14 protein-coding genes are annotated in these 12469 nt (G+C 74.0%); 9 read left to right on the plus strand and 5 right to left on the minus strand.

Annotated features, from left to right (window positions below):
* The coding region (locus tag MHW47_RS06270) for a lamin tail domain-containing protein (protein WP_239221629.1) at positions 1 to 554 on the minus strand (554 nt) is incomplete at its 3' end.
* A 352-nt stretch (positions 555 to 906) separates the two neighbouring features.
* Here MHW47_RS06270 and MHW47_RS06275 point away from each other — a divergent pair.
* The 6 genes from MHW47_RS06275 to MHW47_RS06300 all read left to right on the plus strand — a co-directional run bounded on the left by MHW47_RS06275 (position 907) and on the right by MHW47_RS06300 (position 7134).
* Complete coding sequence (locus tag MHW47_RS06275; RefSeq protein ID WP_239221630.1) at positions 907 to 2175, plus strand: ROK family transcriptional regulator; 1269 nt, start codon at positions 907 to 909, stop codon at positions 2173 to 2175.
* A gap of 380 nt (positions 2176 to 2555) precedes the next feature.
* Positions 2556 to 3077 (plus strand): flavin reductase family protein, encoded by a 522-nt coding sequence (locus MHW47_RS06280; RefSeq protein WP_239221631.1) that lies wholly within the window; start codon positions 2556 to 2558, stop codon positions 3075 to 3077.
* Positions 3078 to 3097: 20 nt separating this feature from the next.
* A complete protein-coding gene (locus tag MHW47_RS06285; RefSeq protein WP_239221632.1) occupies positions 3098 to 4159 on the plus strand; it encodes an ABC transporter substrate-binding protein in 1062 nt (353 codons plus the stop codon).
* A 2-nt stretch (positions 4160 to 4161) separates the two neighbouring features.
* Positions 4162 to 5034 carry an ABC transporter permease gene (locus MHW47_RS06290; protein ID WP_239221633.1) on the plus strand — a complete coding sequence of 291 codons (873 nt, stop codon included), beginning with the start codon at positions 4162 to 4164 and terminating at the stop codon, positions 5032 to 5034.
* Positions 5010 to 5807 (plus strand): ABC transporter ATP-binding protein, encoded by a 798-nt coding sequence (locus tag MHW47_RS06295; protein ID WP_239221634.1) that lies wholly within the window; start codon positions 5010 to 5012, stop codon positions 5805 to 5807. The genes MHW47_RS06290 and MHW47_RS06295 overlap by 25 nt, the downstream gene beginning before the upstream one ends.
* Positions 5791 to 7134 carry an LLM class flavin-dependent oxidoreductase gene (locus MHW47_RS06300; protein ID WP_239221635.1) on the plus strand — a complete coding sequence of 448 codons (1344 nt, stop codon included), beginning with the start codon at positions 5791 to 5793 and terminating at the stop codon, positions 7132 to 7134. Before MHW47_RS06295 ends, MHW47_RS06300 begins: the two co-directional genes overlap by 17 nt.
* Here MHW47_RS06300 and MHW47_RS06305 read toward each other — a convergent pair whose 3' ends face one another.
* Together MHW47_RS06305 and MHW47_RS06310 are read right to left on the minus strand one after the other, a co-directional pair.
* The gene (locus MHW47_RS06305; protein ID WP_239221636.1) at positions 7135 to 7497 is read right to left on the minus strand and encodes a nuclear transport factor 2 family protein; all 363 of its coding nucleotides are present in this window, start codon (positions 7495 to 7497) and stop codon (positions 7135 to 7137) included.
* A gap of 135 nt (positions 7498 to 7632) precedes the next feature.
* The gene (locus MHW47_RS06310) at positions 7633 to 8094 is read right to left on the minus strand and encodes a DUF5709 domain-containing protein (RefSeq protein WP_239221637.1); all 462 of its coding nucleotides are present in this window, start codon (positions 8092 to 8094) and stop codon (positions 7633 to 7635) included.
* Between the two features lie 162 nt (positions 8095 to 8256).
* Between MHW47_RS06310 and MHW47_RS06315 the strand changes: the two genes are divergently transcribed.
* Both MHW47_RS06315 and MHW47_RS06320 read left to right on the plus strand, forming a co-directional pair.
* Positions 8257 to 8484: a DUF6296 family protein gene (locus MHW47_RS06315; protein ID WP_111338952.1), complete on the plus strand. Its 228-nt coding sequence runs from the start codon at positions 8257 to 8259 to the stop codon at positions 8482 to 8484.
* Between the two features lie 255 nt (positions 8485 to 8739).
* Positions 8740 to 9324 carry a TerD family protein gene (locus MHW47_RS06320; protein WP_239221638.1) on the plus strand — a complete coding sequence of 195 codons (585 nt, stop codon included), beginning with the start codon at positions 8740 to 8742 and terminating at the stop codon, positions 9322 to 9324.
* A gap of 36 nt (positions 9325 to 9360) precedes the next feature.
* On the opposite strand, the gene MHW47_RS06325 is transcribed toward MHW47_RS06320, so the two are convergent.
* Complete coding sequence (locus MHW47_RS06325; protein ID WP_239221639.1) at positions 9361 to 10242, minus strand: DMT family transporter; 882 nt, start codon at positions 10240 to 10242, stop codon at positions 9361 to 9363.
* Between the two features lie 177 nt (positions 10243 to 10419).
* Between MHW47_RS06325 and MHW47_RS06330 the strand changes: the two genes are divergently transcribed.
* Complete coding sequence (locus tag MHW47_RS06330; protein WP_239221640.1) at positions 10420 to 11565, plus strand: winged helix DNA-binding domain-containing protein; 1146 nt, start codon at positions 10420 to 10422, stop codon at positions 11563 to 11565.
* 18 nt (positions 11566 to 11583) lie between these two features.
* On the opposite strand, the gene MHW47_RS06335 is transcribed toward MHW47_RS06330, so the two are convergent.
* Positions 11584 to 12402, minus strand: coding sequence for a LuxR C-terminal-related transcriptional regulator (locus MHW47_RS06335; RefSeq protein WP_275448918.1), 819 nt, complete (start codon positions 12400 to 12402; stop codon positions 11584 to 11586).
* Positions 12403 to 12469 lie beyond the last annotated feature (67 nt).

A 12469-nucleotide genomic window follows, 5' to 3' on the forward strand; every position in this document is an offset into this window, starting at 1 on the left:
CGCGCCACGGACGCGGTGGCCGAGGCGCCCTTGGCCGGGCCGCTGCCCTCCCGGACGACCGCGGTGCCGTAGCCGACCAGGTCCACGACGCGGGCGTCCGCGGCGCAGTCGGCAGCCGTCCTGCAGGTCAGCGGCGTCGTCCCGGAGACCAGGGCCACGGTGCCGCTGCCCGCCGCCATGGCGACCTTGCCGGTGGCGTCCGGGGCGGGCAGCGCGACCGTGCCCCCGGCGCCCTCCGCCTGGGCGACGAGATACCGGCCGCCGGGCGCCACCGCACCGGTCAGCGGCGTCACCTGCCACTGCGAACCCGCCGACGGGGCGCCGGGCAGGTACTGGACGCTGAGCCCGGACAGGTCGTACGCGCCGGACCCGGCGTTGGCCAGCTCGACGAAGTCACGGGTCAGCGTCGCACCGGAGTTCCCGCCGCCCCCGTACACCTCGGAGATCACGGCGGACGAGGACGGGGCCGCGAAGGCGGCGGGCAGCGCGGTCGCCGAGAGCGTCACGGCTACCGCGCCGGCCAGCAGGACGGAACGGGGTGTGGATATGCGCACGGAAATGCCCCTCAGATTCTGGTGAAGGAGCACAAGCTATGCGCGTAGAACAGGCGATGACAAGGCATCAGTGGTGAATTCCGGAAAACGTTCGGCGACGGCCGGGGTTGTCCAGGATGCGGCGACGGTTTGACCGGCTTGTGCCCGCCCGGCTACGTTGCGCGGCATGCAGCGATCCACACACCTGACGACGCGGGGTCACATCGACCTCAAGCGGGTGTGCTCCGCCGTGTGTCGCCACGCCTGAGGCACCCGCGCCCGCGCCGCCCTCCCCGTTTCCCGGAGGTCCCGCGCCCCGGCCCGTGCCGCGCCGACACCGCGCCCATCGCCGCCCCGAGGACTGGAAGTCACGGTGCAGAGTCCGCCCGCCCCCGTCCGCCGCCCCCACGACACCCGACCCGCCCCCCTCCGCCGCGCCGACATACCCGCGCCGGCGCGGAGCCGCCGCCCGACCGGAACCGGCTCCGTCCTCGGCGCGATCCTCGATCACGGCCCGGTCGCCCGCTCCACCGTCGCCCGGCTCACCGGCCTCTCGCCCGCCTCCGTCAGCGGGCACGTCGGCAGGCTGCTCGCCCGCGGACTGGTCCGGGAGAGCGCCGAGACCGCCGGACCCAAGGGGCTCGGCAGACCGCACATCCCCGTCGAGATCGACACCGGCCGCCATCTGGTGGCCGGGGCGCACATCGCCGTCGCCCACTCCACCGTGTCCCTGATGGACCTGCGCGGCCGGGTCGTCGCCGAGGAACGCAGGCCCCACACCACCACCGACCCCCACATGCTGCTCGGCCGGCTCGCGGACCGGCTCGGCCCGTTGACGGCCGCCCACGCGGACGGCCGCGCCCTGCTCGCCCTCGGACTGGCCACCGGGAACCGCGTGGACCCCGACGGCGGGGTGATCGTGGCGCATCCGCAGCTCGGCTGGCACGACGTCCCGGCGCGCGACCTGCTCGCCGCCGCGACCGGACTGCCCGTACGGGTGGACAGCCACTCCCGCGCCCTGGCCCGTGCCGAGCAGCTGTTCGGCCAGGAAGCGACGCGTGCCAGCACCGTCCTGCTCTTCGTCGGCGCGGTCGTCGACGCCGCGTTCGCCACCGGGGGCGCCCTGCACCGGGGACCGCGCTCCGGCGCGGGCAGCGTCGCCCACCTGCCGCTGGGCGCCGGGGGACCGGCCGGCGAGGAGCCCTGCTCCTGCCGGCGGGCGGGGTGCCTCCAGGCGGAGGTGTCCGAGGCGGCCATGGTGCGCCGCGCCGCCGCCCAGGGGCTGATGACCGGTTCCTTCCCGCGGTTGCTGGAGCGGGCACTGGCCGGGGACGCGCGGGCCGTGGCCCTGTTCCGCCGCCGGGCCCGGCTGGTGGGCCGGGCCGCCGCGCTGCTGCTGGACATGTTCGACCCGGAGGTGCTGGTCGTCGTCGAGCCGGGCGTGGGGCGGATGCCGGAGTGCCTGGCCGAGCTGCGCGCGGAGGTGGCCGAGCGCTCCTGGGTGTGCGACGACCCCGAACGGGCCGTGATGCCGAGCAGTTTCACCGGCTCGGCACTGGCCGTGGCGGGGGGCGCGGTGGCGCTCGACGTGCTGTACGCGGACCCGCTCGGGCCCTGGCCGGCGCTGCCCGCAGTGTCCTGAACCGGGCCCGCACCCGCTCCCCGTGATCCGACTTAATTCAGTTCGTTGCATTGTTGACCGGCCGCAGGCCACGACAGGATGATGGATTCATGACCAGCCGACAGCGGAATTCAGGAGAAGCGTCCCCGGTGACGCCGCCCTTCCGCTCGTCCGCCCGGTCCTCCGCGCGCGCCGGCATTCCGTCGCGGCCCTGTCGCGGCCTTTGTCCGGGCCTCCGGTAAACACCCGCTGACATTCGGCGTACGTTCCGCGCATTCGCGCGCCGCGCCTCAGTCCGCCTTCGAACGTCCCCGCATGCCTCCATATGCCTCCGTGCGCACCGCCGCGCGGCAACGGCGTTCTCGCGCTGCCCTTTCCGGCTTCTCACCTCGGGAGAGACGTTGACCGTCACCGTGCCCCCGTACGCCCTCCAGACCGCCCCCGGCCCGGCCGCCATCGCCCCGGACCGCTTCCGGCAGGCGTTCCGCCGCTATCCCGCCGGAGTCGTCGTCATCACCACCGACTCCGGCCGAGGACCCGTCGGCTTCACCGCGACCTCGCTCACCTCGCTCTCGCTGACCCCGCCGCTCATCTCCTTCGGCATCGGGACCACCACCTCGTCGTGGCCGCACTTCGAGCACGCCCGTACGGCCGTCGTGCACTTCCTCGGCGCCGAACAGCAGCCCCTGGCCGCCTCGTTCGCGACCAGCGGCATCGACCGGTTCGCCGCCCCCACCCGCTGGCACCGGCTGCCCGGCGGCGAGCCGCTGCTCGACGACGTGGCGGGCCATCTGCGGGTCGAGACGGAGCAGATCGTCCCGGCCGGCGACCACCGCATCGTCATCGCCAGGGTGGTGGACGCCCAGCTCGACGCGGGGCGCAGCCCCCTGCTCTTCCACGACGGCTCCTACCACTCCCTCTGACCCCGAACAGGACCCCGCCCATGTCCCACCACCCCGCGCCCCCGGTGCTCGGCCGCCGCTCGCTGCTGGCCCTGGCCGGCACCCTCTTCGCCGGTACGCTCGTCGGCTGCTCCCCGCAGACGCGGTCCGTGGCAAGCGCCGAACCGACCGGGAAACTGCCCTCGGGGGCGCCGCCGCCCGGGACCGAACTCTCCGTGGCCGCGCGTTCCACCCAACTCCAACTGGGCCCCGCCGGACTGAAGAAGGACCTTCCCTTCACCGTTTCCCAATGGCCCAATCTGGCCGCGGGGCCCGACATCATCCAGGGATTCCGGGCGCATTCCATAGACCTGGCCGTCAATGCCGGAATTCCGCCGATCCAGGCCCACGCCATAGGCGTCGGGGCGAAAATCGTCGCGGTGCAGGTACGGAACACACCCTCGTACGTATTCGCCACCGCACCCGGTTCCGGCGTCCGGTCCGTCGCCGGCTTCCGGGGCCGGAAGATCGCGTTCTCCCAGGGCCAGGCCCAGGGGGTCGTCGTCCTGCGGGCGCTGAAGGAGGCGGGCATCGCCGTCGAGGACGTGGAGCTGGTCGCCCTGCCCAGCACCCAGTTCCTCACCGCCCTGCAGTCCGGGCAGGTCGACGCCGCCCCGCTGGGCGAACCCACCCTGACCAAGTACCTCACCCAGTACGGAAAGGACGGGGCACGCGCGGTGCGGACCGACGTCGTGGACCTGCTCACGGTGCTCTGGGCGCCCGACGAGGTGCTGGCCGACCGGGCCGAGGCCGCCGCCGTCCGCAGCTTCGTCCCGCTGTGGGCACGGGGCCAGGTCTGGGCGTGGGAGAACCAGGACACCTGGATCGACGCCTACTACGTCAAGGACCAGGGGGTCTCCCGGGCGGACGGCCGACGCATCGTCGCCTCGCTCGACAAGCCGCTCTTCCCGGCCTCCTGGGACCGGGCCGTGGCCTGGGAGCAGGAGACCGCCGACCTGCTCGCCGCCGGCGGATTCGTGCCCGGGCTGGACGCCGCCGAGCTGTTCGACCGCCGCTTCGAGGGGCTGGCGGCCGAGGCCGTACCCGCCCAGTACCGGGAGTAGCCATGACGGAACTGCTGACCGACACCCGCACCGCGCCGCCCCGGGCCGCCGCACCGGCCGGGAACGGCTCCCCGCCCCCGCCCGCCGCGCGGGGCACCCGCAGACGGCTGGGCCCCGGCCGGACCGTCCCCTTCGGGCGGCTCATCGGCCCGGTCCTGGTCGTGGCCCTGTGGTGGGCCGCCTCCGCGACGGGGCAGCTCGACCCCCGTATCCTCTCCTCGCCCGGCACGGTCCTGTCCACCGCCGCCGACCTCGTCGCCGACGGGCGGCTCCAGGACAACGTCCTCGTCTCGCTCCAGCGCGCCGGCCTCGGCCTGTTCTTCGGGGTGATCGCCGGGGTCCTCCTCGCCGTCGCCGCCGGACTGAGCCGCACCGGCGAATACCTCTTCGACGGCCCCCTCCAGATCAAACGGGCGATCCCCTCCCTCGCCATGCTGCCGCTGCTGATCCTCTGGCTCGGCATCGGCGAGCAGATGAAGGTCACCGTGATCGCCCTGGGCGTCGCCGTGAACATGTACATCAACACGTACGCCTCGCTCACCGGCATCGACAGCCGGTACGTCGAACTCGCCGAAGGGCTCGACCTGAGCCGCGCGCAGTTCATCCGCAAGGTCGTCGTCCCCGGCTCGCTGCCCGGCTTCTTCGTCGGGCTGCGCCTCGGCGTCACCGCGTCCTGGCTCGGGCTGATCGTCGTCGAGCAGGTCAACGCCACGAGCGGCATCGGCTACATGATGTTCCAGGCCCAGCAGTACGCCCAGTCCGACGTGATCATCGTGGGCCTGGTGGCCTACGGGATCTTCGGCTTCGCTTCGGACGCCGCGGTACGCGCCGTCGAGAGGAAGGTCCTGTCATGGCGACGCACCCTGGCGGGCTGACCGCTCCCGGCGCGACGGCCCTCGCCCCGCGCCCCGCCGTCCGCACCCGGCACCTGGTCCGCCGTTTCGGCGACCGCGCCGTCCTCAAAGGGCTCGACCTCACCGTCGCGCCCGGCGAGTTCACCGCACTCCTCGGGCGCAGCGGCTCCGGCAAGTCCACCCTGCTGCGAGCCGTCGCCCGCCTCGACCACACCGTCGAGGGCTCCGGCGAACTCACCGTCCCCGAACGCGTCTCGCTCTCCTTCCAGGACTCCCGGCTGCTGCCCTGGCTCCGGCTGCTCGACAACGTCACCCTCGGGCTGCGCGGCCCCGGGGCCCGCCGGCGCGGCCTCACCGCCCTGGCCGAGGTCGGGCTGGAGGGCCGCGACCGCTCCTGGCCGCACGAGCTGTCCGGGGGCGAGCAGCAGCGTGCCGCCCTCGCCCGCGCCCTGGTCCGCGAGCCCGAACTCCTGCTGGCCGACGAGCCGTTCGGGGCCCTGGACGCGCTGACCCGGATCAGGATGCACGCCCTGCTGCGCGAACTCCACGCACGCCACCGCCCCGCCGTGCTCCTGGTCACCCATGACGTGGACGAGGCCGTCGAACTCGCCGACCGCGTCCTGGTCCTGGAGGACGGCCGGATCTCCGTGGACCTCACGATCGACCTGCCGGCCCCGCGCTCCCGCCGGGACGCCCGGTTCCAGGAGTACCGCGACACCCTGCTCACCGCCCTGGGCGTCCACGGCCCGACGGCCTCCACCGGAACGAAGGACTCCGATGACCACCACGCCTGAGCGCAAGCAGCTCCACCTCAACGCCTTCCTCATGTCCACTGGCCACCACGAGGCGTCCTGGCGGCTCCCCGAGAGCCCGGCCGACGCCGAGACGGACATCGAGCACTACAAGAACCTCGCCCGGATCGCGGAACGCGGCCGGCTGGACTCGGTGTTCCTCGCCGACAGCCCCGTCCTGATGGGCGACCCCGGACGGCGGCCCGCCTCGAAGCTGGAGCCCACCGTCCTGCTCACCGCGCTCGCCGGGGCCACCCGCCGCATCGGCCTCATCGCCACCGCGTCCACCAGCTACAACGAGCCGTACAACCTGGCCCGCAGGTTCGCCTCGCTGGACCACGTCTCGGGCGGCCGGGCCGGCTGGAACATCGTCACCACCGCGGGCGCCGACGCGGCCCGCAACTTCGGCCTGGACGACACCCCGCTGCACCGGGACCGCTACCGGCGCGCCGCCGAGTTCGTCGAGGTGTCGACGAAACTGTGGGACAGCTGGGCCGACGACGCGGTGATCGCCGACAAGGACCGCGGCGTGCACGCCGTGGCCGAGCGGGTGCGGGGGATCGGCCACCGGGGCGAGTTCTTCCGCGTCGACGGGCCGCTCAACGTCCAGCGTTCCCCGCAGGGCTACCCGCTGCTCGTCCAGGCCGGCTCCAGCGAGGACGGCAAGGACTTCGCCGCCCGGTACGCGGAGGCGGTGTTCACCGCCCAGCAGACCCTGGAGGAGGGCATCGCCTTCTACAAGGACGTCAAGGAGCGCGCCACCGCCCTCGGCCGCGACCCGGGCGGGATCAAGATCCTCCCCGGCATCGTGCCCGTCATCGGTGACACGGAGGCCGAGGCGCGGGCGCTCGATGCCGAACTGGAGTACCTGATCGTGCCCGAGTACGCCAAGCGGCAGCTCGCCAAGCAGCTGCGGATCGACTCCGACGACCTCGACCTGGACGACGAACTGCCCGAGGACATCCCCGGCGAGGACGACATCGAGGGCGCCAAGAGCCGCTACACCCTCATCGTGGAGCTGGCCAGGCGCGAGCGGCTGACCGTACGGGAACTCATCGGCCGGCTCGGCGGCGGGCGGGGCCACCGGACCTTCGCCGGGACCGCCGAGCAGGTCGCCGACACCATCGAGCACTGGTACGGGAGCGGCGCGGCCGACGGCTTCAACATCATGCCCGCCGTCCTCCCGTCCGGCCTGGAGGTCTTCGTGGACCGGGTGGTCCCGATCCTCCAGGAACGCGGACTGTTCCGTACCGAGTACACCGCCGGCACCCTGCGCGGCCACTACGGGCTGCCGCGCCCCGCCAACCGCCTGTTCGACGCCGTCCCGTGATCAGGCGCCCGGCACCCGGTCCAGGAAGCCGCTCACCGAGGCGATCCGGCCGTCCTCGGCGAGGGTCGCCACGTCGAAGCCGGCGACCGGCGCCGAGCCGTCCGGGGCGACCAGCTCCCAGCCGAACCGCACCAGCGCGTGGTGTCCGTCCACCGCGCCGAGCGGCCGGAAGACGAAGCCGGGGAACTGTTCCCGCGCCCCGGCGATCGTGGCGGCGAGCTGGTCGTGGCCGCGCACGTCGGCGAGCGGGTCGGTGTAGGCGGCCCCGTCGGTGAACGCGGCGGCGACGGCCTTCTCCAGGTCCTCGGCGCCGGCGTTCCAGGCGGCGAAGTAGCGCCGCACGGCCTCGTCGTACGTGGTCATCGTGGCTTCCTCCCGTAGGGCTCCGGCCGCCGGGGGCGGGGAGCGCTGTGCTCGTGGGGAACACGATGTCCGACGCCGTGCGGGGCGTCGATTACCTGCGGGGTAAGGGCGGCGGGGGAGCGGCGGCCGCGGCGGTCAGGGGCCGTCCGGGCCGTCCGCGATGACGTGCACCGCGGCCTCCTCGGCGGAGGCCGCCGCACCGTCGATGCCGACGTCCTCGCCGGCGGTGCTGTCCGGCTCGTTCACGTCCAGGTCGCGGGTCAGCCGTCCGGCGCGGACCGTGCCGACCTGGCCGTCCCAGGGCTCGCCGTCCCCGTCCACGACGTCGCCCACGCCGTCCCCGGGCGGGGCGCCGTCCTCGGGCAGTTCGCGGGCGAGCCGGCTCTCCAGGGTCTCGCCCCGGTGCTGCTCGGCGGCGGTGGTGCCCACGTCGTCCACGGCGTACGGGCGCTCCGGCGGCGAGTACCCCCGGTCCAGGACGTCGTCCACGTCCGGGTCGTCGAGGGTGTCCTCCGTGTCGAGCTGCTCGATCGGGTCGGCCGCCTCCGACTGCGGCTGGGGCTGATAGACCTCGTCGCCCCAATCGGCCTCATCCATGGCGCTGTCCCTTCCCGCGGCGGGTCCTTCTCAGGATAGGCAGCCCGGCCCGCGCGGGCGCGCCCTGCGTCCGGGCGGGGTGTGCGCGACCATGGACGGTGCAGGGCCGGACGTGCCCGGCAGGGGCCGGTCCGGAAACGGTCGTCTGGAGAGCCCGTCATCATGGATTATCCGGAGAGCTACCAGCTCGTGTTCCAGTCGTCGGCCGTGGAGGACGACACCGTCACCGTCCACCGGACCGCACAGAGCGGAGCGGGCGGTCATCCCGTCTACGAGGACGAGACCGGCATCGTCCGCGCCGAGATCAGCGACCACGCCGAGGTGCGCATGCTGGCCAGCGGCGGCCACCAGCGCCTCGGAACGCCGCTGGTGGTGCGCGACGCCGCCTGAGCACGGCGCCGCCTGAGCAGGGCGCCGCCGAAACGGCCGACAACTGATGCCCGGTCCGGATCGGGACGACCCGGACCGGGCCCGCGTGTGATCCGCCCTCTACCACGCGTACACGTATGTGTACATCCTGCCAAGGCAGGACAATCCGGCCCGACGTGTCCAACACTTGGTCGAAATTTTGCCCCTGGTGAGGGGTCACGGGAGGACACCAGGCAGACTCACCCTGTAGGAATCTCGCCACGAAGAGGATCACGCATGATCACGTTGAAGAAGGAAGACGGCCCGGCGGACCTGGACGGGGTGACCCACCTTTCCATCGGCGTCTCCTGGGACCCCACCGTCGGCAGCAGTGGCGGGCTGATGGGGAAGCTGAAGCAGAAGAAGGGCACCGACCTCGACCTCATCGCCATCGCGATGCAGGGCGCGGACCCCGTGCGCCTGGCCGGCCTGGACTCCCTGGACCCGCTCGGCAACGGCTCGCTGCTGCACAGCGGTGACAACCAGACCGGCAAGGGAGAGGGCGACGACGAGACGGTGACCGTCGACTTCGCCAAGGTGCCGGGCAACGTGACGTCGATCGTCTTCGTCGCCGCCGCGTACAAGAAGGGCAGCTCCTTCCAGAACGCGCGCAACGTCAGCATCAAGGTCTACGACGCCACCGGCGGCAGCAGCCAGCAGGTCGCCGACATCTGGCCGAGCCTGCTCACCAGCGACAACGGCTGCGCCGTGGCCAAGGCCATGCGCGTCGGCGCCGGCTGGAAGCTCCAGGTGATCAACGAGACCGGCAAGATCAAGCAGGGCGACGAGCACGCCCTCATGCGTTTCGCGATCAGCAAGTAACGCGCGGCGGCACGGCCCCGGTCCCCGCGCGCCCGGTCAGTCGACCCGGCGCGGGCGGGCCGGGGCCGTCGCGTCCCCGGTGGCCAGCGGCGAACGCGCCAGCTCCACGCACCCCGCCGCGATCAGGCCGAGCGCCAGCAGTTCGGGCAGCACCCACCAGCCGGTCCGGATGTCCTCGCCGAAGAGGGTCACCCCGTACAGCACGCTGATCAGCGCGTCGCCCAGCGTCAGGCACGGCTGCACCGCGACCAGGGTGCCCGCCTGGAGCGCGTTCTGGAGCAGGAACAGCGCCCCGACGCCCGCCGCCGCCATGGCGTACAGCTGCCAGGCGCCGAACAGCGCCGCCGCGCCGCCCCCGTCGTCCAGCCGCGACATGGCGTCCTTCATCAGCGCGGCGGTCAGCGCGTAGCCGCAGGCGGCGGCCGTGCCCAGCAGCGCCGCCCGGAGATCGCCCCGGGCGGCCAGCGCCCCCGCGATCAGCGCCGCTTCGAACACCCCCGTCAGGATCAGCGCCGGCACCCAGGCGGCCCCCTGCACCGACTCGCTGCCGCCGCCCGGCGCGGCCGTCGCCATCCCGAGCGCCAGCCCCGCCGTCACGGCGGCCACCCCCACCCACACCGGCCGCGGCAGGCGGCGCCGCGTCAGGAAGGCGGCCAGCAGCAGCGTCGCCGGAAGCTCGATGACGAAGATCGGCTGCACCAGCGAGATCGGGCCGGTGGCCAGCGCCACGGCCTGGCACACGGCGGCGACGATCACCAGCCCGATCCCCGCCAGCCACACCTTCCGGCGCAGCAACTGGCCGATCAGCGACACCCGCAGGGCCTCGGTCTGCGGCACGTCGAGCGCGGCGCGGCGCTGGAGCACGGACGCGGAGCCGTTGCTGACGGCGGTCAGCACGGCGAACAGGACGGCGATCACCGGACCATGATGCGGGCGCCCGCACCGCGAACCCGGCTTCCGGGCGACCCCGGCATGGCGGCGGGCCCGACGCCCGTCACCGCCCGTCGCCCCCTCCCCGGGCCGCCGCCACCCTCTCCGCGACCCGGTCCCGTCAATAGGACCGAATCAGACCTGATGGCCGCGTAGCGTGCCGTCATGGCCGTCAACGAGAAGACCAGCACCGGTGCCGCCCCCGCCCCCGTGCTCACACCGAGGGCGCTGAACCGCGCGACCCTGGAACGCCAGCTGCTGCTGGACCGGGCCGCGATGAGCGCGCGGGACGCCGTCGCCCACCTCGTCGGCCTCCAGGCGCAGAACACCAAGCCGCCCTACTACCAGCTGCTCGCCCGGCTCCGGGACTTCCGGCCCGCCGAACTCTCCGCCCTGATGGAGTCCCGCGAGGTCGTCCGCATCGCCTCCCTGCGCTCCACCGTCCACACCCACACCGCCGAGGACGCCCTCACCCTGCGCCCCCTGGTCCAGCCCGCCATCGCACGGGAACTCACCCTGTTCCGGAAGAAGCTGCCCGGCGTCGACGTGGACCGGCTGCGCGAGCTGACCCGCGCCCACGTCGAGGAGGCGCCCCGCACCCCGGGGGAGATCCGAACCCTGCTGCTCGCCGAGTGGCCCGACGCCGACCCGCAGGCCCTGACCATCGCCGCACGCTGTGTGCTGCCCCTGGTCCAGGTCACCCCGCGCGGCCTGTGGGGCCGCAGCGGCGGCGTCGCCCTCACCACCGCCGAACACTGGCTCGGCCGCCCCGCACAGGCCGCGGCCGACATCGAGGCCACCGTGCTGCGCTACCTCGGCGCCTTCGGCCCCGCCTCGGTCAAGGACATGCAGAGCTGGGCCGGGCTGACCCGGCTCAAGGAGGTCTTCGAGCGGCTGCGGCCCCGGCTCACCACCTTCCGCGACGAGCACGGCGTCGAACTCTTCGACCTGCCGGACGCCCCGCGCCCCGCCGAGGACACCCCGGCCCCGCCCCGCTTCCTGCCCGAGTTCGACAACGTCCTGCTCGGCCACGCCGACCGCACCCGGATCATCCCGGCCCCGTTCAAGGGGCTCAACGGCGTGGGCAACCAGAACTACGGCAGCGTGCTCGTGGACGGCTTCTTCGCCGCCGTCTGGCGCCTGGACACCCCGCGCGACGCCCCGGCCGCGCTCACCGTCCAGGAGCTGCGCCCGCTCACCGCCGCCGAGCGCGACGCCCTCGGCCAGGAGGCGGCCCGGCTGGTCGCGACGATGACCGACGCCCCCGCCCACGACCTCCGGTTCGCGCACTTCCTTGATCTCGGCCGCTGACGCGGGCCCGGTCACCGGCTACGGCAGCAGCCCCGCCCGCCGCGCCGCGACCACCGCCTCCAGCCGGGTGTGCGCTCCCAGCCGGCGCATCGCGGAACGCAGATAGCCCTTCACCGTCTCCGGCCGCAGCCCCAGCCGCTCCGCCGCCGCCGCGTTGGTCGCGCCCGCCGCCACACACGCCAGCACATCGATCTCGCGCGGCGCCAGCCGCACCTCGCGCGCCCCCGCCGCCGGCGTGCCCGTCGCCGACGCCAGCCGCCCGCACACCGCCGCCAGCTCGTCCCGCAGCGCCGGGTCCAGCACCTTCGGCATCAGCGCCCGCAGCTCCCGGTGCGCCTCCCGGACGTCCTCCCAGGCGCCCGGCGCCACCAGGTCCCCGGCGGGCGGCTCCGGACGGCCCGCCGCCAGCAGCTGCCGCACCTCGTCCCGCACCACCAGCGCCTGCTCCACGTCGCGGGCGGCGGCCACCGCCGCGTCGAACGTCCGGTCGCCGAGGGTCAGCGGCTCGCGCAGCGCCCCGTACAGCACCCCGCGCACCTCCCGCCGCACCACGACGGGCACCGCCACCACCGAGCGCAGCCCCTCCGCCGCGACGGCCGTGTCGTACTCGTGGCTGATGTGGCGCGAGGAGCGGTAGTCGGTCACCGCGCACGGCCGCGACAGGGCCATCGACTTGCCGCCCAGACCGCTGCCCGAGGAGATCACCAGCCCGCGCAGCGCCCCCGTACGCGCCCCGTTCACCTCGGCGATCCGGGCATGGCGGCTGTCGGAGAGCAGCCCGCCGAACGCCACCGGCAGCCCGCTCGTCCGGCGCAGCCGCAGCAGCGCCGCCTGCATCTCGACCGCCTCGAAGGATTCCGGCACCCTGACGCCTCCCTGCCCGCCCCCCGATGGAATGGCCGCC

It is taken from the genome of Streptomyces sp. OfavH-34-F (genome assembly GCF_022347745.1).
Classification (GTDB): Bacteria; Actinomycetota; Actinomycetes; order Streptomycetales; family Streptomycetaceae; genus Streptomyces.